Here is a 26314-nt window from a genome sequence, read left to right as displayed (position 1 = left end):
GTATATGTATCACATATTTTCATTTTAGCGTTTGTTTATATACTTGAACAGCAAAAAAGCTTAAGACGTGCGGAATACAGCATCTTAAGCTTTTCATCTATTATGCAGATGTTTTACTGTTATTTAACAATTGACCATCTTGATCATAAAGTTCTGGCGCTGTCTCATTGACAATTGTTTCTTTCGTGATAACAACCTTCGTCACGTCTTCAGTTGAAGGAATATCGAACATAATGTCAATTAACGCTTCTTCGATAATTGAACGTAAACCACGTGCACCTGTTTTACGCTCAATTGCTTTTTCACTAATCGCTGATAATGCATCATCAGTAAATTCTAATGTTACATCATCCAACTCTAACATCTTCGTATATTGCTTCACTAACGCATTTTTCGGTTGTGTTAAAATGTTTTTCAATGCAGCAATATCAAGTGTTTCTAAATTAGCAACGATCGGCACACGTCCAATAAACTCTGGAATTAAACCATACGCTTGTAAATCTTCTGGACGAATATGCTCTAATAAGCTGGCATCATCATATTTTGAAGCTTCACTGCTTGCAAAGCCGATGACTTTTTCACCTAAACGACGCTTGATGACTTCTTCAATGCCGTCAAATGCGCCACCTAAGATGAATAAGATATTTGTTGTATCAATTTGAATGAATTCTTGGTTTGGATGCTTACGTCCACCTTGTGGCGGTACACTTGCTGTTGTCCCTTCAAGAATTTTCAATAATGCTTGTTGTACACCTTCACCAGATACATCACGTGTAATAGATGTGTTTTCCGATTTACGTGCAATCTTATCGATCTCATCGACATAGATAATGCCTTTTTCAGCTTTATCAATATCAAAATCAGCTGCTTGGATTAAACGCAACAAGATATTCTCAACATCTTCACCCACATAACCTGCTTCTGTTAAACTTGTCGCATCTGCAATCGCAAACGGTACATTTAACGTACGTGCAAGTGTTTGTGCTAATAATGTTTTACCGCTACCTGTTGGCCCAATAAGCGCTACGTTACTTTTTTGAAGTTCTACATCATCATCTTTAGGACCTAATTGGTTAATACGTTTATAGTGGTTGTACACAGCCACTGCTAAAGATTTCTTGGCCTTTTCTTGACCGATGACATAATTGTTCAATTCATCCATAATTTCTTTTGGTGTTTGTAACTCAGTGAATTCTTCTGTTTCTGCTTGGTTCAGTTCTTCTTCTACGATCTCTGAACACAATTCAATACATTCATTACAAATGTAGACACCACTACCAGCTACTAATTTTTTAACTTGGTCTTGGTCTTTACCACAGAAAGAACACTTTAAGTTTTCTTCGTCTTCATTGAATTTAAACATACTGTATTACACCCCTATCCTTTACGACTATACTAGAAAGCATTTTATTATGCAATCGTTCATACTTTCAAGTTTTTTGCATAAAACAATGAAAGCGGGATAGAAATCAATGAACGTCATTAGATTTCTTTATCCCGCCCTGGCACATTCATGTTGGCTTTTAAGCAACCTACGCGCTATAACCTACTGCCAGCATTGTCTTATCATTTAGAAAGCATTGCTTACACAATAAGGCTTATGCTTCTTTATCTGCTTCGCTGTCTTTTGGTGCATCCACTAATTTAGCTTCTGACACTAATAAGTCGATTACTTTGCGAACGCGTACGTCATTTTTGATAAGATCAGAATTACCTAAAGTCTTTTTAATATCTTCAACTGAGATGTTGAATTGCTCACTCATTTTTTGTAATTCGTTATCTACATCTTCATCAGTTGCTTCGATATTTTCAGCTTTTGCAATAGCATCTAATGTTAAGTTAGTTTTAACGCGTTGTTCTGCATCGTCTTTCATTTGTTCGCGAACTTGATCTTCGTCTTGACCTGAAATTTCAAAGTATGTTTTCAAGTCTAAACCTTGTTGTTGCATATTTTGTGCGAACTCTTGAAGCATGCGGTCTTGTTCAGACTTAATCATTGCTTCTGGAATATCGATTGTTGCGTTGTCTGCTGCTTTGATTACTGCTTCTTCTTTTTGTAAGTTTTCAGCGTCATTCTTTTTCGCTTCTTCTAATTGTTTACGAACGTTTGCTTTGTAAGCATCTACGTTTTCAGCATCTGCATCTAATTCGCTCGCTAATTCATCGTCTAAAGTTGGTACTTCTTTCGCTTTGATTTCGTTGATTTTAACTTTGAATGTTGCTGGTTTACCTGCTAATTCTGCTGCGTGGTATTCTTCAGGGAAAGTCACTTCAACGTCTTTTTCACCGTCAACTTTTAGACCTACTAATTGCTCTTCGAATCCTGGAATGAATGAACCAGAACCTACTTCTAGGTCGTAACCTTCAGCTTGTCCGCCTTCGAATTGTTCACCGTCAACATAACCATCGAAGTCAAGGTTAACTGTGTCGCCTTCAAAAACTTCACCGTCTTCTTTAACGACCATATCAGCCATTGCTTCAAGACGTTGGTTAATCGCATCGTCAACCATTTCGTCAGTTACTGTTGTGTCTTGTTTTTCAATTTCAAGACCTTTGTAGTCACCAAGTTGTACTTCTGGTTCTACTGTTACAGTTGCTTCAAAGATAAAGTCTTTACCTTTTTCTAATTGTTTGATGTCAATTTCAGGTTGTGCAACTGGGTTAATACCCACTTCATCAATTGCATCGCTGTATGCTGGTTGTAATAAGATGTCTAATGCATCTTGGTATAAGCTTTCTACGCCAAAACGTTGTTCGAAAATTGGACGTGGTACTTTACCTTTACGGAAACCAGGTACATTAATATTTTTAACTACTTTTTTGAATGCTTGGTCTAATGCTTTGTTAACTTCTTCAGCAGGTACAGTTACCTCAAGTAACCCTTCATTACCTTCTTTTTTTTCCCATGTTGCTGTCATGTATAAAAACCTCCATGAAATCCATTTTTAAAATTTTTCAACTTCTTTATTATAACATAGCTAAGTCCCGTTTCAAGTAGACTTGCTAGCTATTTAACAATTTAATAAAATCCAAAACTGTCGCATCTACCGAATATGTCGGTGGTAAACCCATCATTTCTTCAAAGTACACGAAGTAACTTTGCACCCAGGTCTTATCATCAGCAATTTGCGTGATGTCAATTGGATACATCGCAATATTGTGTGCATTTAGATGAACGTGTGCTTCTTGCACAAGTGATGGATATTCAGCTTCGAGCAATTCGATTATTTGCGGTACAATGATGTCAATAAAACGTGTTGCCTCAAAACTTTCTAATTGTGTCGGTATCACTTCGAACTGCTGTCCATACATTTCTAACTGAATGCTTTGATTGTAACGAGCAAATCGCAAATATTCAAGCATTAAACTTTGTAAAGTTGTACGGATATTGTCTTGTGTCATCAAATAAGCAATTGTATCGCCAAAATGATATGCCCCATCTTCAATGAGTGTCAAGATCAGTTCTGTTTGTTGGGGTACAGATAGTTGATCGAATTGTTGCAACTGCACTTGCATTGCTTCTTGTCGCTCATGCAATTTACGCTTGGCTTGATCGCTTAGCGGTAACAATGCCATGCGCATCTCATGGCTCACATCATTTTTGAATAACTGGTCAACGATACCAACGACCGATTGATATTGTTTCAACGCATATAAACTTTTAACGTGAAATAACATCAAATCATCTTGTGGCTCAAATTCTTGTTTCACCAATATGTGTGTTTCTTCTCTCAACTCTAAGTATGCTTCAAGTTCCCACAACACATGACACTTCACTAACGCCAGTTCATTCGTTAATTCGAAATGCTTCTCGTACGTCATAAACGCGTCATAAGCCTTTTCATACTGCGCGTCATCTACGGCACGTTTAATATCCAAACATAGCTTTTCTTTCATTTTTGGAAACGGTATAAGTTCCGACATCCACATCACCTAGTTCCATTGTTCTAGTATTAATGCACTCCATGATTCAAACTGAGATAAATCATCAATCGTTTGGACGGGCTGCCAGTGAATTGACAACGTATCCGTCTCGCGTACTTCCACTTGTGCTTTGCGGACTTTGATTTTAAACACCACACCGATATGTACACGTCCAACTTCATTGTTGTCATCATTAATGAAACCGATATGCTGTAAGCCTTCTGTGTCGTCCACAGATAGCCCTACTTCTTCTAATAGTTCACGGCTCGCATTCTCTTTCACAATCGCCATAATATCATTTTGATCTGGGACGTCATTCATATGGCCGCCTACACCAATTGAGGCAAGACCGTGAAGACGTGACTCGCCACCACCTGATAAACGTTGATAAACGAGAATGTCGCCATCTTCATTTTCTAAAATACAATATGAAATTAACTGTTTAAATGAAGGATCTTCTTCCATATCACCACGGCGTTTCACTTCATACTGACTTAATGTTTTAAGAATGGCTTCACTTTTTGCATCATCATATGGTAAAAAGCCATTAAACGCATTGTTTTCGTTATCAAATAATACATCTCGTGCAACTACTGTAATTTGTTCATCAAATTTAGACATAGCAAACTCCTTTATCCTCGATTATCCATATCGTACCAAACCTTGCATATGCTCGCCAAGTAATATACGAGATGGGTTCGACTTCAATTATAGATATGGTATGTAAATAATTATAGTGTGAGTGGCTGACAGAGCTTGAGACGTTACACAGATGAGCTCGAGTAGTATGTTGTCGAATGATTGAGAGTGGGACAGGAATCTCATTTTTCTAAAAAGATTCCGTCGTCCCACCCCGGCAAGGCTGACTAGGCATGAAAAAAAGCTTGTGAAAGCGTATTTTCATACCAGTCAGCTACTGCCATATACATAAAATCTCAAGTTTATTTTGAATGTTTGTATTAATGTCCCAGCCGCTTGCTACTTTCAATCGCTTAGTTCTGCTCAAGTTCTAACCGCTTTTGCTTCACACTTTCTAATCCCTCAATCATCACATTCACAAATAAAAAAAGAGTTGGCTGTCTATCAAATAAACAAACCAACTCTCTATGCAATTATTATTTTAAAGCGTCTTTCGCTTTGTTTACTAATTCAGCAAATGCTTTTTCGTCAGCGATTGCGATTTCAGAAAGCATTTTACGGTTAATGTCGATACCAGCTAATTTTAAGCCGTTCATTAAACGTGAGTAGCTCATGTCATGTTGACGTGCAGCTGCATTGATACGTGTGATCCATAATTTACGGAAATCACGTTTTCTTTGACGACGGTCACGGAATGAGTATTGACCTGATTTCATAACTTGTTGTTTTGCTACTTTATATAATGTGCTTTTTGCACCGAAGTAACCTTTAGCTAATTTGATTGTCTTTTTACGACGCGCTCTTGTTACTGTTCCACCTTTAACACGTGGCATAATAAATTCCTCCTCGTTATCTCTTTAATATGCATCTTTGGCATACTTAGACGTTTATATGTTCGTTCGTTTAGTTTTTATGATTATTTAACGTATGTTAATAATTGTCTTACGCGTTTTGCATCACTCTTAGAAACAAGTGCCGCTTTACGAAGTTTACGTTTTTGTTTAGTAGACTTGTTAGCGAATAAGTGTGAAGTATAAGCTCTAGAACGTTTTAATTTCCCACTTCCAGTTCTTTTAACACGTTTCGCTGCTCCGCGGTGAGTTTTCATTTTAGGCATGACTAATTTCCTCCTATTGTTCTTGTTTATTTTTCGTTAATTGGGGCCAACATAAGAAACATTTGGCGACCTTCCATTTTAGGTTTTTGCTCAACTGTTGCAATATCTTTGCACTCGTCAGCAAAATTCTCTAAAACGCGTTGACCAATTTCTTTATGCGTGATTGCACGCCCTCTGAAACGAATAGAAACTTTAACTTTGTCACCTTTTGTTAAGAACTTTCTACCGTTCTTAAGCTTCGTATTGAAGTCGTGTTCTTCAATTGTTGGGCTTAAGCGTATTTCCTTAATATTGATGACTTTTTGTTTCTTCTTCATTTCTTTTTCTTTTTTCTGTTGCTCGAACTTGTATTTACCGTAATCCATGATACGAGCAACAGGTGGTTTTGCATTAGGGGCAACGATTACAACGTCTAGGTTGAGTCGTTCTGCCATTTCTAATGCATCTTGCTTAGATTTGATACCAAGCTGGTCACCGTTTTGACCGATAACACGTAGCTCTCTAGCGCGAATCTTTTCGTTAACTTGCGTTTGATCCTTAGCTATGGTTGACACCTCCAAAAATTTTACGAATGGTCCAAGCACGAAAAAAAGCGGGGATGTGCTCCCCGCTTCTAACGTTAACATGAACTAACTCACATGTTTATATCGTTAACCTGCCAACTGCTTCGTGCGTCGCTACAGGTGAGAAGCGGGTTGCTTCTACTTGGTCCGTTTCGTATTCAACAGATATAATCATACCAAGTTGTTAGTTATTAGTCAACATATTTATGAAAGTTTTTTTCATCCATTGATACATCTTGACTTAAGTTTACTTTGTCCAATGGAATGACTTTCGTTTTATATCTTAGTTTATGGTACAAGAAGAAGAATAAGAAGACTGGAATACCCATGTAAGTGATAAAGAAACGTTTCGGATCAAAACCACCGCCTTGGATGAATTCAACGTCCTGTCCAATGATAACAATAATACATAATACTAAAGCAAGGATTGGTCCGAATGGGAACCATTTTGCTTGATACTTCAATTTAGAAACATCGTAGTTTTGTGCTGCAAAGGCTTTACGGAAACGATAATGACTAATCGCAATACCGACCCATGCGATAAAGCCTGTCAAACCACTCGCAGCAACGATATATTCATAAGCATTACCACTCACTTGTTGTACGATAAAGATGAAAACAACAACAGCTGCTGTTGATAACATCGCAATCCATGGTGTACCATTTCGGTTCGTTCTACTAAATGGTTTGGCAGCTAAGCCATCATGACTCATTGAGTAAAGCATGCGCGTACTTGCATACATCCCTGAGTTACCTGCTGATAATACTGATGTTAAAATAACCGCATTCATAAATGATGCCGCAAACGCTAAACCAGCATTTTTGAATACTAATGTAAATGGTGAAGTCGCAACATCATCGCCACCACCCATTAACGCTGAGCTATCGTATGGAATTAACATCCCGATGATAAAGATTGCGAAAACGTAGAATAATAAAATACGCCAGAATACTTGTTTAATTGCTTTTGGTACTGCGCGTTCAGGATTTTCTGACTCCCCTGCTGTAATCCCAACAAGTTCTGTCCCTTGGAATGAGAATCCGGCAATTAAGAAGACACCGAATACGACTAGTAAGCTGCCGCCTGCACCGTCTCCTAAAATTGGTGCGTCGCCTTTTGTAAAGACATCAAATCCAACAGCTGGTCCACCCATAATCCCTAAAATTGTTAATAAACCTACAATAATAAAGACAATGACTGTCGCCACTTTGATAAAGGCAAACCAATATTCACTTTCACCGTATACTTGTACTGACAATGCATTCAAACTAAAAATGATTGCCATAAAAATACAGCTCCAGAGCCACGCTGGGAAGAACTGTAACGGTTCCCAGTACTCAATAACGTGTGCAGCAATTGTTACGTCAGCTGCAACGGTAATGACCCAGTTAAACCAGTAATTCCAACCGAGTGCAAACCCTAATGACGGATCAACAAAGCGTGTTGCATATGTACTGAATGATCCAGTAACTGGTAAATACGTTGCCATCTCTCCTAAAGATGTCATAAGGAAGAATACCATGACACCGATAATTGCATAACCGAGGAGCGCACCCAACGGCCCTGCGTCATGGATGGCACCTCCTGATGTCATAAATAAACCTGTCCCAATCGCCCCACCAATAGCAATCATTGAAATGTGACGGTCTTTCAAATGGCGTTGAACACCATTGTCCGTTTTTAAATTCTCGTTACTCATTTTGCCTCACTTTCTATTACTTAGAGGTGATTCTCAGAAAAACTATACGTCTAAATAAACGAAATAAAGGTTACATCGACGTTGATGTAACCTTTACTTTATCTAGAACAAATAAGTAGCACATCACGTTTGTGACAGTCTAGCACCTTTCGATTACTAGCCCAACAAGTTATTGGGATGACAATAACTCGCTTCGGCATTTTTACCTTTTACTTGTTCAACATACGCAACATCTCTGCTTCTGACAAGTGACTCATTAAAAATGCAACCTCTAACTAAATTGAATATTATTATTTGAATTACATAACAGTATACAGCATCAAACCATACTCTGCAATGCTATCTTTGTTTTTTTAGACGAATTTCATCTACTAAATGCCATACGAAATCTTCTGCTTCCATTGTTTCTTGGTCTTTAGAACCGTATTGACGTACGTTAACTTCACGATTTTCAACTTCTTTATCCCCTACAACGATTTGGTAAGGAATTTTTTTCATTTGCGCTTCACGGATTTTATAGCCCATTTTTTCGTTACGATCATCAATATTCACGCGGACACCATGAGATTTTAATGTATCGTGAATTTCACGTGCATAGTCATAGTGTAAATCAACGTTTACTGGAATGATTTCAACTTGTTGTGGTGCTAACCATGTTGGGAATGCACCTTTTGTTTCTTCAGTTAAGAAGGCAACGAAACGTTCCATCGTTGATACGACACCACGGTGAATAACGACAGGTTGATGATGCTCGCCGTCTTGACCGATATATGTGAGTTCGAATTTTTTCGGTAATAAGAAGTCAAGTTGCGCTGTAGATAATGTTTCTTCTTTACCCATCGCAGTTTTTACTTGAACGTCTAGTTTTGGTCCGTAGAATGCTGCTTCGCCAATCGCTTCTTCATATTCTAAACCAAATTCGTCAACCGCTTCTTTTAACATTGATTCTGCTTTATTCCACATATCGTCATCATCAAAGTATTTTTCTTTATCTTCTGGATCACGATAGCTCAAGCGGAATTTGTAATCTTTGAAGCCAAAATCTTCATAAACATTCAAAATCATTTCAACAACACGTTTGAATTCTTCTTTAATTTGGTCTGGACGTACAAAGATGTGTGCATCGTTTAAAGTCATACCACGTACACGTTGCAAGCCTGATACCGCACCACTTGCCTCGTAACGGTGCATTGTACCAAGTTCAGCAATACGAATTGGTAGTTCACGATATGAATGTGGTTTGTTTGCATAGACCATCATATGGTGTGGACAGTTCATTGGACGCAATACCATTGCCTCATCCGCATCTAATTGCATTGCCGGGAACATATCATCTTTGTAATGATCCCAGTGACCAGATGTTTTGTAAAGTTCTACGTTCGCAAGCACTGGTGTGTATACATGGTCGTAACCAAGTGATACTTCTTTATCAACAATATAACGTTCAATTTCACGACGAATTGTTGCACCATTTGGTAACCATAATGGTAAGCCTGCACCGACAAGTTGATTATTTGTAAAGAGTTCCATATCTTTACCGATACGACGGTGATCACGCTCTTTACGTTCTTCTAACATTTGTAAGTGTGCTTTCAAGTCTTTTTTATCGAAAAATGCTGTACCGTAAATACGTTGTAACATTTTGTTGTTGCTGTCACCGCGCCAGTATGCACCTGCTGTTGATAACAACTTGAATTCTTTAATTTTCGCTGTTGATGGTACGTGTACACCGCGACATAAGTCAGTGAATTCGCCTTGTGTATATAGTGTGACATTTTCATCTTCAGGAATCGCATCGATTAATTCAAGTTTGTATACGTCATCTTTGAAAAATGCTTGCGCTTCTTCACGTGATACGACTTTACGTTCGATTTTATGATTTTCATTCACGATTTGTTTCATTGTTTTTTCAATTGCTTCAAAGTCATCACTTGAAATTTTCTCTGGCATATCGAAGTCGTAGTAGAAACCACCTTCGATCACTGGACCAACACCAAACTTAACATCGCCATATAAGCGTTTTAAAGCTTGTGCCATTAAATGCGCTGTAGAGTGACGTAACACTTCTAAAGCCTCATCGCTACCTGGTGTTACAATTTCGATGTCTCCATCAACTTCAAGTGGACGTGTTAAATCAACCATCTCACCATTATATTTACCAGCTACTGCTTTTTTGCGTAATCCCGGGCTGATTGATTGTGCAATTTCTTCAGTTGTAATCCCTTTGTCAAACGCCTTGCTGTTGCCATCTGGAAAACGTACATTAATTTGTGTCATAATTCTCCTCCTAATAAAGTCATGTTAACCCATACGCTTAGGACGATTCCTTTATAGATTAGTGCAATAACGCAAATGATATTCTCAAAAACAAATTAAAAAGACCCCATCCCAACAAAGGGACGAGGTCTTCGCGATACCACCCTAAATTCGTCACACGACACGTGCAACATCTCTACATAAGATAACGGTCTTGAGCCGAGTATTCATTACAAATACTATCTATCGGAGGGAGTAACGCCATGTTTCATTAACTGCACTCTCATCACCGGCAGCTTTCTGTATAATTAACACATCACGTCATATCCTCGAATTGGTTAACATTATGAATTTATCTCTATTATAACGCTATTTTTCATTTTTTCAATGGTTTCTATAATTTTCGCCTTCCAATTTATAAGGCTTAGTCAATGTTTTCACACGTTCCATAATGCGTTGCGCTTTCGTCCATTCTACACCATTTTTCGTACGTGCGAGATGCGCTTCCAAATCATTATAGTCCATATTCGAACTGAAAAACGTTGGCATTTCTTGAATCATGCGATAATGTAGGATTGGTCCAAGTACTTCATCACGCACCCATGGCGTCATATCTTCTGCGCCAATATCATCCAGAATAAGCACCTTCGCATTACGCACTTGTTCGATTCGTTTTGCCGTCGAACCGTCTTTAAAACCATTTTTCAATAAACGAATAAACTCCGGCACATAAATAATCGTTGTCGGGATGTGGCGTTCTTTCAATTCATTCGCAATTGCACCGAGAATGAACGACTTCCCCGTGCCGAACTCACCATATAGATAGAAACCTTTGACGGACTTCTGTTCAACAATATCATCAATCAACGGCTTAATCTGCTTAGCAAGTTCCAAACGATTTCGTCTATCGAATTTCACATCTATCAGCTTAGCATTTAATGTGTCGGGATGCATATGGAATGACGTAATCATACTATGTGCAAGTCGTTCTTCATCATGACGGATCTTACACGGACATGGTTTGTAGCGAATTTTGATACGCTGTTGATCAATGTACAGCTCCGGAATGTGCCCTTTAACAAAGTTCGGACAGTTTTCATACGTGTGATTGTCCGTATAATGCTTTTGTTGGTCTTTATATTCTTGTAATACGTTCAAATCATTATCAATCATGTCGTTCGTTACTTCCGATTGATGCGCCTCTAAAAATGCTTTCACATCTGGATCACTAACAACTTGTTTTTTGATTTTCTCGATACGTTTATTAATCGCATCATTCGAGCGCATAATTTGGCTGAATGGCTTCATGATTCATCACCTGCCTTTTGACTTTTTTTCAATTCATCTAAAAATGCATTTACATCACGTTCTAACGCTTCCGAATCTTCTTCCTTCGACTCAAATTCTTCAGGATGCGTCATCCAACGTGGTTTTTCCTCATATACAGGCGCATTTTGATAACGTTGCGGTTGACGATACGGTTGCGTTCTTTTTTCTTGTGCGCGTGTTTCGTTGCGTTGTGTATCCATCGCTTTTTCATGCGCGGTTTTCGCGTCTACCACACCACTTTTCTTCCACGTAGAAGCAACGGCGTATACGTATTTTTCAGGTAAGCTATTGTCTATTTTCTGCATCACATACTGCAACAATACATTGATAACACCAAAGCTAAATCCTTCACGTTCCATCAGTTCTTCTATCATACGCTTCTGATACAACGGCGGTTCGGAGCCACCGTAAGACGTCAACATAACCACTGGGCTTGTATTATCCATTAAATGATACCAGTCGTCCCAATTCTCGACGTCCACTTCTTCCACTTCTGATTCATCAGCCAATTGCGTCTGTGCCGTTGGTTGCGCCTGTTGTAATGATGGTAATGTTTGTTGATTCATATTTAAAAAATGCGTCTGCGCTTGTTTACGCAAATCAACTTCTGATAAAGTTTGATCACTATTCAACGACTTTAATATGAGTGTTTTCATCTCATTAGGCGGAATCCGATAGAGCGTCGCAAGTTGTATAATGAGCGAACGCGTTGGCTCCGTCAAAATGTCCTTACTAATATAATGTGTCTGTAACATATCCGCCAATAAATCAAAATCAAACGACACGTCCGTTAAATCCACGCCGTCATACGTTGCTTCAGCAAGCCCTTCTTCCGGTGTATGTAGTGACTGCTTGGGCACTTTAAACACATCGGTGAATTTTTTCGTAACATCCATAAACCCTGTCAAATCCGGCTGTAGAATGATGAAATGCGACTTAAGTTGATGATAACGTTGCTGTCCAACAACTTGGTAGAAATAAATAGAAAGCATCGGGTCGTTGAAAAAATCATGGGGACTTGGCGGTGGTAACAACTGATACACAAATTGTGTTGTCTCATCAGAATGTTGTACAAATGTACGAACCAAGCCAATGCCTTCCAACAAATCCACGTGCTCTCGAAACTTAACTAGATTCATCTTCAATTCAGACATTAACGTATAATGCGTCAAACCATCTTCAAACGTACTCTGACTAAATTGATTCAAAAATTGATAAATACCAATCGACTCCGCTCCGATTAACGGCGTAAAAAGACGACTTAATATATCATCATGTATTGCTTGATTATGAAATTGACGTACCACACAAAACCCATCATGCGGTCGCAATTGGTTATAATGCATCGATAATGTCATCAAGACTCACTCCGCTTGTTTTCTTTCAAGATACCTTGCATCGATTCAAGTAATTGATCTACATCTTTAAACTCTCTATACACGGATGCAAATCGGACATATGATACTTGGTCGACTTGCATTAATAAATCCATTACGTATTCTCCGACATCACGTGATGATACTTCAGCAATCCCTGACTCACGCAATTGCCATTCAACTTTGTTCGTAATCTCTTCTAATTGTTGAAAACGGACCGGACGCTTTTCACATGAACGAACGAGACCGTTAATAATTTTCTCTCGATTAAACTGCTCTCTCGTGCCGTCTTTTTTGACAACGATGAGCGGACTCATTTCTATATGCTCAAAAGTAGTGAAACGTGTACCACACTGGTCGCACTCACGTCTTCTTCTGATGGCATTCGTATCTTCTGCATGTCTCGAATCAACAACACGAGATTGCGTATGATTACATTTAGGACATTTCACGACTTTGTCACCTTCTTAACAAGAATTTTGTTTCATTATACTATAAACCATGCAATAGCAAAAGTTAGAGAACGTGTTAAAGACGTGAGACGATTTGCACCAATCGCAAAAAAGCCGAAACTCGAACACGCATTCAAGTTTCAGCCTTTAATATATCTATGGTCTCATTAATTATTTAATTCCTTGGGCAATCAATTGTAGAACATCTACAACACGATTTGAGTAACCCCATTCGTTATCGTACCACGCAAGTACTTTAACTTTGTTATCTCCCATAACAATTGTTGATGGCGCATCAATTATTGCTGAGTGTGGATTTGTCATGAAGTCATCTGATACAAGTGGTACATCGACTGTTTCCACAACACCATCAAGGTCATTTTGACGGAATAATTCATTCACTTGTTCTTTTGTCACTGATTGTTTTAAATCAACAACTAAGTCAACAAGAGACACATTTTTAGTTGGAACACGTAAAGCCATACCGTGTAATTTACCTTCTAATTCAGGCAATACCAATGCAAGTGCTTTTGCTGCGCCTGTTGAAGTTGGAATAATACTTTCGAATGCTGCACGCGCACGACGTAAATCTTTGTGTGGGTTATCCAAGTTGTTTTGGTCGTTTGTTACCGCGTGAACTGTTGTCATTAAACCATTTTCAATACCAAATTCATCATTTAATAATTTGGCAACCGGTGCTAAACAGTTTGTCGTACAAGATGCATTACTAAATACATCATATTTTTCTACGTCTAAGTCTTTATCGTTAACACCTTTAACGATTGTTTGAACATCGCCACCTTTTGATGGTCCTGTTAAGATAACTTTTTTCGCACCCGCTTTAATATGCGCAATTGCTTTATCACCATGATTGAATTTACCTGTTGCTTCTACAACAATATCAATTCCTAAGTCTTTCCATGGTAAATTTTCTGGATTTCGGTCTGACGTAAGTTGAATGTCTTTACCATCTACTTTAATACCATTTTCAGTAGCTTCAACCGTTTTATTGAACAGTCCATGCGTTGTATCATACTTAATAAGATGGGCAATTGTCTCAGGTGGGTAACTCGCATTAATCGCTACTACCTCAATGTCCTCATTATTTAATGCAATACGTAATACCATTCGGCCGATTCGACCTAATCCATTAATCGCAATCTTTGTCGTCATGTTAAAAAGCACTCCTTAAAAATGTGTTATACTTATATTCAAGAGTATAACATAATCTCAAATAATTGAAACCGTTTTCTTAATTATTTTTACTTATAACATGTAATCACATTGTTGAATGACTGTTAAATAAGCATTTGTCATGTATAGATTAATTGGCATTATGTCATATTGTTTTGTTGAAAAAGTATAAAACTGCCAGTCGAACGGCTTTTCTACACATCTGGACACTTTTACTAAGACACCCCAATAAAACTACTGTATAAGCCATTAAAAAAGCGCGCCAACCCTATTATAAGAATTGACGCACTTTGATTATATTTATTCAGCTGTATATGGCTCAAGAAAGCCTTTTTTAATTAATAGTTTTTCAACATTTTGTTTTAATTCTAATGTTGTTCCTAAATTATCAATCACAACATCAGCCATTCTACTCTTCTTATCAATTGAGATTTGGCTATATACGCGTGCTTTGGCATCTTCTAAAGACAAATCATTACGCGCCATTAAACGATCCACTTGAATAGACTCTGAAGCATATACAAGCCACACTTCATCTACTGTATCTTCAAGCTTGTTTTCGTATAATAGCGGGATATCCATAATCACATTGTGCCCTTCCGCTAAATACTGCTCTTTTTCCGCGTTCATAATATCGCGCACTTTCGGATGCACAATCGCATTTAACTTTTCACGTAATGCACTATCGTAAAAAATTTGTTCTCCAACGTACGCACGATCCATCTCGCCCGATTCAGTAATCGCTGCATCACCAAAGACTTCTCGTACTTGTTGTAAGCCTTCTGAACCTTTCTCAACCGCTTTGCGTGCCGCTACATCTGCATCTACAATTTTAAAACCGTGTGCTGATAATAACTGCGCAACTGTTGATTTACCTGTCGCAATACCGCCTGTTAATCCTATTACTTTTGGCATAATTTCCCTCTTCCTATCGTTGACATTGTTCGCAATAATGTGTGTTTCTACCGCCAATAATCGCTGTTGCAATATCGCCGCCACACACGGAACACGTCTTTTGCTTATATACTTTTAATTGATTTTGCATCGTCCCACGCTGACCATCCGCATGGACATAATCCGAAATACTCGTTCCACCACTTTGTATACCCATTTCTAACACTTTTACAACACTATGAAACACTTTTTGTCGTTGATCCACCGTAAGCGTACTTGCAACTGTATGCGGATTAATCCCCGCATCGAAAAGTGCTTCACACGCATAAATATTGCCACACCCTGCGATAACACGGTGTTCTAATATCATTTGTTTAATTGGCATTTTTTGATATTTCTTATGCGCAAACTGGCTTAAAAAATGTGATTCCGCTTCTTCTGAAAAAGGTTCAGGCGCAATCTCAATGATTGATGGATATTCACTAAGTGCTGCCACATTGCGAATTTCTCCAAATCGGCGAATATCTGAATAAATCAGTTTCAATCCGTTATCGAGATGGAAGACAACATGCCAGTGCTTACGATAATTCGGTATGACGATGTCCGCGACTTCTTGCGCTACGAAAAAGCCACCAGCCATACCCAGATGTGAAATCAATGTACGCACACTTGTATCTTTTTGAAGTGTAAACAACAAATACTTACTACGACGTGTCACATCTTCAATCGTATAACCAATACTATATTGTTTAAACGCATCTAAGTCGATACCTTTGATAATCGTTTCTTTACCGATAGCTTTACCCGCTATCACTTTTTCCGAAAATGTAACGTCCGTGATTCGTTGACCAACCACATGTGGGACAATTCCTCGTTTGACGTGTTCTACTTCTGGTAATTCTGGCACTGTTTACATAACCTTCTTTCTATTTGGCATCATACCAAGTTGGGCCGAATTCAGACTCAACGCTTAATGGAACATCTAATTGTAGTGCATTGACCATGATTTCTTCAACAAATTTGCTGAATGCCGCTACTTCATCTTTTGGCACTTCAAAAATCAATTCATCGTGTACTTGTAATAACAATTCAGCTTTAAAGTCTGTATCTTGCACGGCATAATGGAAATCTACCATCGCTTTTTTAATAATGTCTGCCGCACTACCTTGGATTGGTGAGTTCATCGCAGTACGTTCTGCAAAGCCACGCTTGTTAAAGTTACGACTCGTAATATCCGGAATATAGCGACGACGATGTAATAACGTTTCAACATACCCTTGCTGTTTCGCGTCTTGTACGATTGTTTCCATATACGTCTTCACGCCCGGGAAATGCGCTAAATAATCATCAATAAATTGTTGCGCTTCCTTACGTGTAATCCCTAAACTTTGACTCAAGCCGTAGTCACTAATACCATAAACGATACCAAAGTTAACCGCTTTTGCTTGTCGGCGCATTAACGATGTCACATCTTCCGCTTCAACATTAAACACTTTCATTGCTGTTGTTGTATGGACGTCTTCATTGTCAATAAACGCTTTTTGCAACGTTGGGTCGCCTGTAATATGCGCCAATACACGTAGCTCAATTTGTGAATAGTCTGCCGCTAAAATAACATAGTCTTCGTGTGATGATTTGAATGCCTTACGAATTTGACGGCCTTCTTCTAAACGAATTGGGATGTTTTGTAAATTCGGATCTACTGAAGACAAACGTCCAGTCTGCGCCAATGTTTGATTAAATCGCGTATGGATGCGTTGGTCATCCCAAATCACTTTTTGTAGTCCTTCCACATATGTCGATTGCAATTTTGACAACGTACGATATGTTAGGATATTTTCAATAATTGGGTGTTGCCCTTCTAATTTTTCTAAGACATCTACAGCTGTTGAATAACCTGTTTTTGTTTTTTTGATAACTGGTAAACCGAGTTTTTCAAAAAGTATCACACCTAATTGTTTTGGCGAATTCAAGTTGAAATCTTCTCCGGCTTGCTCATGTATCGTAGCAATCAACTGATCTAAACGTTGTTGTAAGTCTTGTTCCATCACATGCAACGTCTCTTTATCCGTATAAATACCTGTATACTCCATCTCACTTAAAATTTGTGCCAATGGCAGTTCCAAATCTGTTAACAAATCTAACTGTTGATGTGACTCGAGTATTTCAGTCATTTGTGTTTGAGATGTTTTAACCGCATCTAAAATGGACGCAATGTGCGCATGTAACACATCATCTTCAGGCACCTTGTATGACTTACCTTTTCCGTAAATTGCCACATCTTCTTTTACATGTGTATTCGCAAATCGCGACATAACTGAACTTACATCATCAATCGTTTGTGATGGATCGATTAAATAACTCGCTAACATTGCATCAAACGTCACGTGCTGCAAGTCGATACCTAAACGTTTCATCGCAATATACAGCTTTTTCGCATCATACGTCACTTTAGCTGTTTCAGTATTTGCTAACCAATCCACAGCTAATTGATGTGCACATAAGTCTTCCACAGATGTCACAACATAATTTTCCCCATCGAATATGCCAAATTTCAATAATGGATCTTTTAAGTAATTGGCCCCTGCAACTTCAACGTGAACGGCAGCTTCTTTTAATGTGTCAAACGCAATGACTGACAAATCCGTTGAAACTTCGAATGTTTTCGTAGGGACATCATCTGTTGGTGTGCTGTCAACATCATCCAATAACTGACGAAATTCCAATTCTTTAAACAAGGCGATTTTATCTGACGTATCATATGTTTCTGGTAAACGTGTATCAGCTACTGACACCGCAATTGGACTTTCTCGATTAATCGTCGCTAATGTTTTACTCATCAACGCATCCTCTTTACTGGCAAGCAATTTTTCTTTTAACTTTTTGCCTGATACGGCATCGATATTTTCATAAACACCTTCAACCGTTCCGAATTGATTGAGTAACTTTAATGCCGTTTTCTCGCCGACACCTGCGACACCTGGAATATTATCCGATGCGTCACCCATGAGCCCTTTCATATCAATAATTTGTTTTGGCTCTAAACCTTGATACTTTTCAGCAATAAATGCAGGCGTGTAATGATCTACATCTGTCACGCCTTTTTTCGTGTAGTAAATAGTCACATTATCAGACGCCAATTGTGTTAAGTCACGATCCCCTGTAATGATAATCGTCTGCATGCCCGCTTCATCAGCTTCACGACTCAAAGTACCGATAATATCATCCGCTTCATAATTATCTAATTCATATGTTTGAATCGCATATGCTGCTAACAGTTGACGAATATACGGAAACTGTTCACTTAATTCAGATGGTGTTTTTTGACGTCCACCTTTATAGTCCGCATATTGTGCGTGACGGAACGTTGTCTTACCAGCATCAAATGCTACAAGAAAATGCGTCGGCTGTTCTTCTTTTAAGACTTTTTCTAATAAGCGTGCAAACCCATAAATCGCATTTGTATGGATGCCCGCTTTATTTTGTAATAATGGCAATGCGTAAAAAGCACGGAAGCTCAAACTATTACCATCGATTAGTATCAATTTGTCCAAAGTATTCCCTCCAACAATATTAGTAGTTATATTTTATCACAGAACGTATCGAAACCCTATTCGTCACGATAAATAGCAAAGGCAGAACAGCATAAGCCATTCCACCTTATTAACAATGTCTATTTACTTGTTATGGTTAGGCAAGATAACTCTGAACGTCGAGCCTTTGCCTTCTTGAGATGTAACTTCAATCTTCCCTTGATAAGCTTCAACAATATGTTTCGTAATCGAGAGTCCAAGACCTGTACCACCCGAATCACGACTACGCGCCTTGTCTACACGATAGAAACGTTCAAAGATGCGATACTTTTCATCGGGATGAATGCCTATCCCTTCATCAATGACTTCGATGATTTGTTGGTGGACTTCACTATAAGCACGTAAAGTCACCGTCTTCGCTTCAGGAGAATAATTAACTGCATTCGTCAGCAAATTGACAATGACTTGCGTGATTTTATCTTCGTCAGCCATCGCAAAAATATTCGGTGCGACATCATCGACCAGCATAATCTCCTTCAAATCAGCCAGTGGTTGTATACTAGATAACGCATTACGCGCAACATCCGATAAATCAATGCGATGCTTTTCTAACGTTGCATTTTGTTCAATTTTAGATAAATCAAGCAAATCTTCAACAAGTGATTGAATGCGGTTAGACTCTTTTAAAATAATGTCTAAAAACATATCTAATGACGCCGGATCATCTTTCGCCCCGTCAATTAATGTTTCAGCAAAGCCTTTGATCGACGTAATCGGCGTGCGCAATTCATGCGATACATTTGCTACAAAATCACGTCGTAAGTTTTCCAACTTTTTAAGCGCTGTAATGTCATGTAATACGATGACCATCCCTTGCAGGCGTTTCTTTTTACGCGTCAAAATTGGCACACATGCTGCATCGAAAAACTTCTGATGAATATCGTTCACATGAATCTCTATTTGTTGATAAATCCCTTTTTCAATTTTAAAGCCTTCAACAATCAGTTCTTTCAACTTTGGATGTAAGACCGTTTCGTAATTTTGATGTTCGACATTTTTGCCATTGTGGAACATATCAATGTACGTTTTATTGGCCACGACAACTTCACCCTGTTTATCGATCATTAATATCGCACTCGGTATATTTTCTAATGTCGTTAACAAGCGATTACGTTGCATTTTCTGTGCGTGATTAAGTTTCTCTAAACGACGCGCCAAGACGTTAATAGAAACGTATAGCTCTTTTGTCTCTTTCACACTACTTTCAGGCACCCGTATGTTGTAATGACCGTCCGACAACAGGGCTGCAGCATACGATACTTCATTAATCGGTTGAATGTACGTTCGATTGATGTAACGTACAGTGAAAAAGATAAAACCTAGCGTAATCATGCCCGTGACAATTAAATATTTCCAGAATTGTAACTGCATATCATTAACCATCACAAAATGACCACTCATTAATATAACCGTATCTCCTTGCTGATAGGCATAACGATAAATGCTTGATTTGTTATCCAGTTGATACACACTCGACGCACGTTGCAGCTCATCTAACAGCTCTGCTTGATGACCTTTGACTGACGGCAGTTGTTGCGTCTGAATGGCGACTTCTTTGCCATGATCAATAATCAAAATATTGGTTTCAAATTGCTGAGCCAATGCTTTCAAACTTTTAGTATCTTGTTTTTGATAGGCGGATAGTAGCTGCTTTGCCTCTTGTTCCGTTTCTTTTTGTTGGTGCGTCACCGCGGTTGAATGAATGCTGTTATGAATGAAAAAGCCGAGTATAAGAAAACTTACAACGATAATAGTTGTAAGTATCAATAATAATTTATGATAAAATTTAATCATTTATTTAGGTCGCTCCAATTTATAACCGAGTCCGCGAACTGTTTTAATGAGTTGTGGCTTTTTCGGATTTTCTTCAAGCTTTTCACGTAAATGACTAATATGCACGTCCACTATTCGGGAATCTCCCGCAAATTCATAATTCCATACAGAGTTCAACATATGTTCACGCGTAATGACACGCCCTTGTCGTTCAATTAAATACAATAGCAGTTCAAACTCTTTCGGTGTCAATTCGACTAACTCTCCATCACGATACACTTCAAAAAAGTCTGGACGAATACGCAATGCGCCAATTTGAATGTCTTCTTCTGTATCATCTTGCCATTCAGCAGATGTGACACGACGTAAAATTGCTTTTACACGTGCTACGACTTCTCGAGGCGAAAAAGGCTTTGTCATATAGTCATCAGCACCAAGCTCTAAACCTAATACACGATCAAATGCATCATCTTTTGCAGTTAGCATTAAAATAGGTACAGAATTTTTGTTTGCACGAATTGTTTTACACACTTCAATGCCATCTTTCTTCGGCAACATTAAGTCGAGCACGACGATATCAGGTTTGACTTCATCGACTTTTGCTAATGCTTCTTCACCGTCTTGTGCGACATCAATATGATAACCCGCTTGTTCTAGGTTATATTTTAATAATGTAACAATTGAATGTTCGTCATCCACAACGAGTACTTTTTGAACCATCTGTGCGTACCTCCCAGTTTATTTAACGTTATTATAACTTAAAATATCCATACATTTTGTTACTTTACAACAATTTAATATGAACTTAACATTCTTTAAGAACCAATAAAAAAGGGCTAGACACATCAATGCCTAACCCTTGTATGATCAATCAATACGTTGCGCAGCGTAGAGACTGCGACACACTACTGATTATAAATTTTTAATTAATTCATCAGCAAATTCTGATGTAGAAACTTCAGTTGCACCGTCCATTAAGCGTGCAAAGTCATAAGTTACAACTTTAGAAGCAATTGTCTTTTCAACTGAAGCTGTAATTAAGTCTGCTGCTTCTTGCCAACCTAAATGTTCTAACATTAACACACCAGATAATAAGACTGATGATGGATTTACTTTGTTTAAGCCTGCATATTTTGGTGCTGTACCGTGTGTTGCTTCGAAAATTGCGTGACCTGTTTCATAGTTGATGTTAGCACCTGGTGCGATACCAATACCACCAACTTGTGCAGCCAATGCATCTGAAATGTAGTCACCATTTAAGTTCATTGTCGCAACCACATCATGTTCAGCTGGACGAGTTAAGATTTGTTGTAAGAAGATGTCTGCAATAGAATCTTTGATAATAATCTTACCGTCTTTTTCAGCTTGTTCTTGTGCAGCGTTTGCAGCATCTTTACCTTCTGCTTCAACAAGACGATCATATTGTTGCCATGTGAAGACTTTATCACCGAATTCTGCTTCAGCTAAGTCATAACCCCATTGTTTGAATGCACCTTCTGTAAACTTCATAATGTTACCTTTATGAACAAGTGTTACAGATTTGCGGTTATTATCTAAAGCGTATTGAATTGCAGCGCGTACTAAACGCTCAGTACCTTCTTTAGATACTGGTTTGATACCAATACCTGAAGATTCTGGGAAGCGGATATTTTTCGCACCCATTTCATTTTGTAAGAAGTCGATTACTTTCTTAACCTCTTCTGAACCTTCTTTGAACTCGATACCCGCATAAATATCTTCAGTATTTTCACGGAAGATAACCATATCCGTATCTTCTGGACGTTTAACAGGAGATGGAACACCTTGGAACCAACGTACTGGACGTAAGCATGTGAACAAGTCTAACTCTTGACGTAATGCTACGTTTAGTGAACGAATACCGCCACCGATTGGTGTAGTTAATGGCCCTTTAATTGCAATAAGATATTCTTTAATTGTGTCTAATGTTTCAGCTGGTAACCATTCGCCAGTTTCATCAAATGCTTTTTGACCTGCTAAAACTTCTTTCCAAGCAATCTCTTTCTTGCCATCATAGGCTTTTTTTACCGCTTCGTTAATTACACGGCTTGCTGCTTGCCAAATATCTGGTCCAATACCGTCACCAATAATAAATGGGATAATAGGTTGATCAGGTACTTGTAATCCATTGTCCGTTTTAACGATTTTTTCACTCATTGTTAAATAACCTCCAAAAAGTAGTTTAAATATTAATCTGAAAATATTCTAGCGTGCTTCGATTGGCTCGTATTTACGATTTGTTTCACCAATGTAATTCGCACGAGGACGAATAATACGGTTGTTCGCTAATTGTTCTAAGATGTGTGCAGTCCAACCTGCAGTACGACTTACTGCGAAAATTGGTGTGAACAAGTCATGTTCGATGCCCATACTGTGATATACAGTTGCACTATAGAAGTCAACGTTTGGTAAAAGCCCTTTTTCTTCTTTAATAATGTCAGCGATTTTCACAGACATTTCAAAGAGTTCTTTTTGACCTGTTTCTTCAGTAATCTTACGGCTCATTTCTTTCAAGTATTTGGCACGTGGGTCGCCATTTTTATACACACGGTGACCAAAGCCCATTACTTTTTGTTTATTCGCAAATGCATTCTCTAAGTATGCATCTACTTTGTCGATAGAACCAATTTCAAATAACATGCGCATTACTTGTTCATTCGCACCACCATGTAAAGGTCCTTTTAATGAACCAACAGCTGCTGCGATACCAGAATACATATCTGATAAAGAAGATACCGTACAACGTGCTGTGAATGCAGATGCGTTCAATTCATGGTCAGCATGTAAAATTAACGCCTTGTTAAAGCCTTCCACTTCAACATCAGTTGGTTTTTCACCACGTAGCATGTATAAGAAGTTCGCTGCATAGCTTAAAGATGGATCAGGCTTAACTGGTTGCTTACCTTGACGTACACGTGCAAATGACGTTACTAATGATGCGATTTTCGCTTGAATACGAATTGCACGTTCTCTCATCGCTTCTTCGTCGTTTTCATCTGCATCATCATCAAAGTGTGCCAAGTAAGACACTGATGTACGTAATGCAGTCATTGGATGTACTTTGTCAGTTGTATATTCTTCAAAGTGACTGTACATTCGTGGGCTGAGCGTCATATAATTATATAATTTTTCTTTAAGCGTTTTAAGCTCTTCTTCATTTGGCAAACGATAGTTCCATAATAAGAACACAACTTCTTCAAATTGTGCATTTTCAGTTAAATCATCAATATCGTAACCCGCATATGTTAACTGGCTATCAATGATGGAACTAATCTTTGTTTCGGCTGCGATAACCCCTTCTAAACCTCTCATTAATTCTGCCATAGTAATTTCCCCTTTACTTTATATTCGCTCTAATGTAACGGCTTTCATACTTGTATTATAACTAATTCCATCGAATTTGTGAACATTTTAAGAACACCGTAAAATCAGAATTATCAAACAATATTGTATGCAATACGCTTCATTAGAGTCGTGAATGCGATGACAGCACGTTTTCTTATTATTTTCATATCGTGTGCCATTACATAATGTATGCCTTTTCATTTATTTATCATACACCATAAATAATTGTGATGACAACTTATTGATATTGTCTGTGTATATATCCACACTATAACATACCTTTACGTTAACCTCCCTAACTCCCCCTAAACAAAAAAAGCGGCTGTAAAACCTGAAATTAAGATTTTACAACCACTCTATTTATAATTTAAAGATTATAGTACGTTCGCATAGCCTTCAAATACTTTACCTTGTGCTGCGTCAACAGTAACAAGGATACCATCTGGAATTGCTGATGTAACATTTTCAACACCAACAACTGTTGGAATACCTTTTTCAAGACCAATGATGGCACTTGGTGAAGTTAAGCCACCTTCTTCAGTAACTAAGGCAACAGCTTTATCTAGGTAAGGTACCATTGCATCGTCTACTGATGGTGTAACGATAACAACGCCTTCAAGATTTTTACCAGCTAATTCTTTCGCATCTTGGACAACTACTGTACGACCTACTGCTGATGTACGTCCGATACCTTGACCGCTAGCAACATCTTCACCAATCAAGTGAAGTTTCATTAAGTTTGTCGTACCTGTTTCACCTGTTGGCACACCCGCTGTGATGATGATTAAGTCACCGTTAACAACACGACCAGTGTCAACTGCTGTTGCAACTGCATTGTTTAACAACTCATCAGTTGAGTAGATACCTTCACGGATGACAGGATATACACCCCAGATTAATGTACATTGTCTTGCTGTTGTGGCTTTTGGCGTAACTGCAATAATATCAGATTTTGGACGATATTTAGAAATCGTACGTGCTGTATTACCACTTTCCGTCGCAGCAACAATCGCTTTTACGTTTAAGTTCAATGCTGTATGCGCTGTTGATACACCAATCGCATTCACTAATGATGTTTCAACAAGTTTCGTACGGTCAGATAATAATTTTTTGTAATCTTGTGCTTGTTCAGCTGCAAGTGCGATATTATTCATTGCAATAACAGCTTCTTCTGGGTAAGCCCCTGCTGCCGTTTCACCAGATAACATAACTGCATCTGTACCGTCGTAAATCGCATTAGCAACGTCTGATGCTTCCGCACGTGTTGCACGTGGGTTACGTTGCATAGAATCTAACATTTGTGTCGCTGTAATAACTGGTTTTCCAAGTTTGTTACATTTACGGATTAAATCTTTTTGTACAACTGGTACCGCTTCAGGTGGAATTTCAACACCCATGTCACCACGTGCGATCATTAAACCGTCAGATACTTCTAAAATTTCATCAATATTGTCGATACCTTCTTGGTTTTCGATCTTAGGAATGATTGTAATGTTGTCATTCTTTTCATCCTCTAAGATGCGACGGATTTCTAAAACATCGCTTGCACGACGTACGAAACTTGCCGCAATAAAGTCCACGCCTTGTTCAATACCAAAACGAATGTCTGCTGCGTCTTTTTCAGTGATACCTGGTAAGTTAACGCTCACACCTGGTAAGTTAACACCTTTTTTATTTTTTAATTCACCAGTGTTTAATACTTTACAGTGAACTTCACCGGCAGCTTTATCAATTGCTTTAACTTCAAGTTCTACTAAACCGTCATCTAATAAAATGTAAGAACCGATTTCAATATCATCGATTAATTGTGGATATGTTACTGAGAACTTATCTTCAGTACCTTCTACTTCAGTCATGCTTACTGTGACGTCTGAACCTTTTTGTAACATGATTAAGCCATTTTTCATGTCATGTGTACGAATTTCTGGTCCTTTTGTATCAAGTAAGATACCGATGTTTTTATTTAATTTTGTTGCGACTTTACGAATTGTCGCAATACGTGCCGCGTGTTCTTCATGTGAACCGTGAGAGAAGTTTAAACGCGCAACGTTCATACCCGCCATCATTAATTTTTCTAACATCTCTTCAGATTCAGATGCTGGGCCAATCGTACATACAATTTTTGTCTTTTTCATTGAGAA

General features: G+C 38.3%; 21 protein-coding genes, 1 riboswitch and 1 other annotated feature. All 21 genes read right to left on the bottom strand.

Features of this window, described 5'->3' with window-relative positions:
- Positions 1–100 precede the first annotated feature (100 nt).
- On the bottom strand, positions 101–1363 hold the full coding sequence (gene clpX, locus CD122_RS02155) for an ATP-dependent Clp protease ATP-binding subunit ClpX (RefSeq protein WP_103357375.1): 1263 nt from the start codon (positions 1361–1363) through the stop codon (positions 101–103).
- Positions 1364–1598: 235 nt separating this feature from the next.
- The gene (gene tig, locus CD122_RS02150; RefSeq protein WP_103357374.1) at positions 1599–2918 is read right to left on the bottom strand and encodes a trigger factor; all 1320 of its coding nucleotides are present in this window, start codon (positions 2916–2918) and stop codon (positions 1599–1601) included.
- Positions 2919–3003: 85 nt separating this feature from the next.
- Positions 3004–3924: a hypothetical protein gene (locus CD122_RS02145; protein ID WP_103357373.1), complete on the bottom strand. Its 921-nt coding sequence runs from the start codon at positions 3922–3924 to the stop codon at positions 3004–3006.
- 9 nt (positions 3925–3933) lie between these two features.
- Positions 3934–4545 carry an NUDIX domain-containing protein gene (locus CD122_RS02140; protein WP_103357372.1) on the bottom strand — a complete coding sequence of 204 codons (612 nt, stop codon included), beginning with the start codon at positions 4543–4545 and terminating at the stop codon, positions 3934–3936.
- 494 nt (positions 4546–5039) lie between these two features.
- The gene (gene rplT, locus CD122_RS02135; RefSeq protein ID WP_095116548.1) at positions 5040–5396 is read right to left on the bottom strand and encodes a 50S ribosomal protein L20; all 357 of its coding nucleotides are present in this window, start codon (positions 5394–5396) and stop codon (positions 5040–5042) included.
- A gap of 83 nt (positions 5397–5479) precedes the next feature.
- Complete coding sequence (rpmI, locus tag CD122_RS02130) at positions 5480–5680, bottom strand: 50S ribosomal protein L35 (protein WP_044361466.1); 201 nt, start codon at positions 5678–5680, stop codon at positions 5480–5482.
- A 26-nt stretch (positions 5681–5706) separates the two neighbouring features.
- On the bottom strand, positions 5707–6234 hold the full coding sequence (gene infC / locus CD122_RS02125) for a translation initiation factor IF-3 (RefSeq protein ID WP_103357389.1): 528 nt from the start codon (positions 6232–6234) through the stop codon (positions 5707–5709).
- Between the two features lie 24 nt (positions 6235–6258).
- Positions 6259–6393, bottom strand: a sequence feature (ribosomal protein L20 leader region).
- Between the two features lie 41 nt (positions 6394–6434).
- Positions 6435–7943, bottom strand: a complete 1509-nt coding sequence (locus CD122_RS02120; protein ID WP_103357371.1) for an amino acid permease — start codon at positions 7941–7943, stop codon at positions 6435–6437.
- Between the two features lie 108 nt (positions 7944–8051).
- Positions 8052–8225, bottom strand: a riboswitch (Lysine riboswitch).
- 57 nt (positions 8226–8282) lie between these two features.
- A complete protein-coding gene (gene thrS / locus CD122_RS02115) occupies positions 8283–10220 on the bottom strand; it encodes a threonine--tRNA ligase (RefSeq protein WP_103357370.1) in 1938 nt (645 codons plus the stop codon).
- 363 nt (positions 10221–10583) lie between these two features.
- The gene (gene dnaI / locus CD122_RS02110; RefSeq protein ID WP_103357369.1) at positions 10584–11507 is read right to left on the bottom strand and encodes a primosomal protein DnaI; all 924 of its coding nucleotides are present in this window, start codon (positions 11505–11507) and stop codon (positions 10584–10586) included.
- The gene (locus CD122_RS02105) at positions 11504–12886 is read right to left on the bottom strand and encodes a replication initiation and membrane attachment family protein (protein ID WP_103357368.1); all 1383 of its coding nucleotides are present in this window, start codon (positions 12884–12886) and stop codon (positions 11504–11506) included. The genes dnaI and CD122_RS02105 overlap by 4 nt, the downstream gene beginning before the upstream one ends.
- Positions 12886–13356, bottom strand: coding sequence for a transcriptional regulator NrdR (gene nrdR / locus CD122_RS02100; protein WP_103357367.1), 471 nt, complete (start codon positions 13354–13356; stop codon positions 12886–12888). Before nrdR ends, CD122_RS02105 begins: the two co-directional genes overlap by 1 nt.
- Before the next feature lie 171 nt (positions 13357–13527).
- Positions 13528–14529, bottom strand: coding sequence for a glyceraldehyde-3-phosphate dehydrogenase (locus tag CD122_RS02090; protein WP_103357365.1), 1002 nt, complete (start codon positions 14527–14529; stop codon positions 13528–13530).
- Positions 14530–14850: 321 nt separating this feature from the next.
- Entirely contained in the window at positions 14851–15465 is a 615-nt protein-coding gene (coaE, locus tag CD122_RS02085) for a dephospho-CoA kinase (protein ID WP_103357364.1), read from the bottom strand.
- 13 nt (positions 15466–15478) lie between these two features.
- Entirely contained in the window at positions 15479–16351 is an 873-nt protein-coding gene (gene mutM, locus CD122_RS02080) for a bifunctional DNA-formamidopyrimidine glycosylase/DNA-(apurinic or apyrimidinic site) lyase (protein WP_103357363.1), read from the bottom strand.
- A gap of 19 nt (positions 16352–16370) precedes the next feature.
- Positions 16371–18998 (bottom strand): DNA polymerase I, encoded by a 2628-nt coding sequence (gene polA / locus CD122_RS02075; protein ID WP_103357362.1) that lies wholly within the window; start codon positions 18996–18998, stop codon positions 16371–16373.
- A 123-nt stretch (positions 18999–19121) separates the two neighbouring features.
- Positions 19122–20831 (bottom strand): two-component system histidine kinase PnpS, encoded by a 1710-nt coding sequence (gene pnpS / locus CD122_RS02070; protein WP_103357361.1) that lies wholly within the window; start codon positions 20829–20831, stop codon positions 19122–19124.
- Positions 20832–21530, bottom strand: a complete 699-nt coding sequence (locus CD122_RS02065; RefSeq protein WP_103357360.1) for a response regulator transcription factor — start codon at positions 21528–21530, stop codon at positions 20832–20834.
- A 192-nt stretch (positions 21531–21722) separates the two neighbouring features.
- The gene (gene icd / locus CD122_RS02060; RefSeq protein ID WP_103357359.1) at positions 21723–22985 is read right to left on the bottom strand and encodes an NADP-dependent isocitrate dehydrogenase; all 1263 of its coding nucleotides are present in this window, start codon (positions 22983–22985) and stop codon (positions 21723–21725) included.
- Between the two features lie 48 nt (positions 22986–23033).
- Positions 23034–24152, bottom strand: coding sequence for a citrate synthase (locus tag CD122_RS02055; RefSeq protein ID WP_103357358.1), 1119 nt, complete (start codon positions 24150–24152; stop codon positions 23034–23036).
- A gap of 395 nt (positions 24153–24547) precedes the next feature.
- Positions 24548–26308 carry a pyruvate kinase gene (pyk, locus tag CD122_RS02050; RefSeq protein WP_103357357.1) on the bottom strand — a complete coding sequence of 587 codons (1761 nt, stop codon included), beginning with the start codon at positions 26306–26308 and terminating at the stop codon, positions 24548–24550.
- Positions 26309–26314 lie beyond the last annotated feature (6 nt).

It is taken from the genome of Staphylococcus rostri (genome assembly GCF_002902145.1).
Lineage (GTDB): Bacteria > Bacillota > Bacilli > Staphylococcales > Staphylococcaceae > Staphylococcus > Staphylococcus rostri.
The sequence above is the reverse complement of the archived record's forward strand: the minus strand, read 5'-3'. Positions and strand labels throughout refer to the sequence as shown.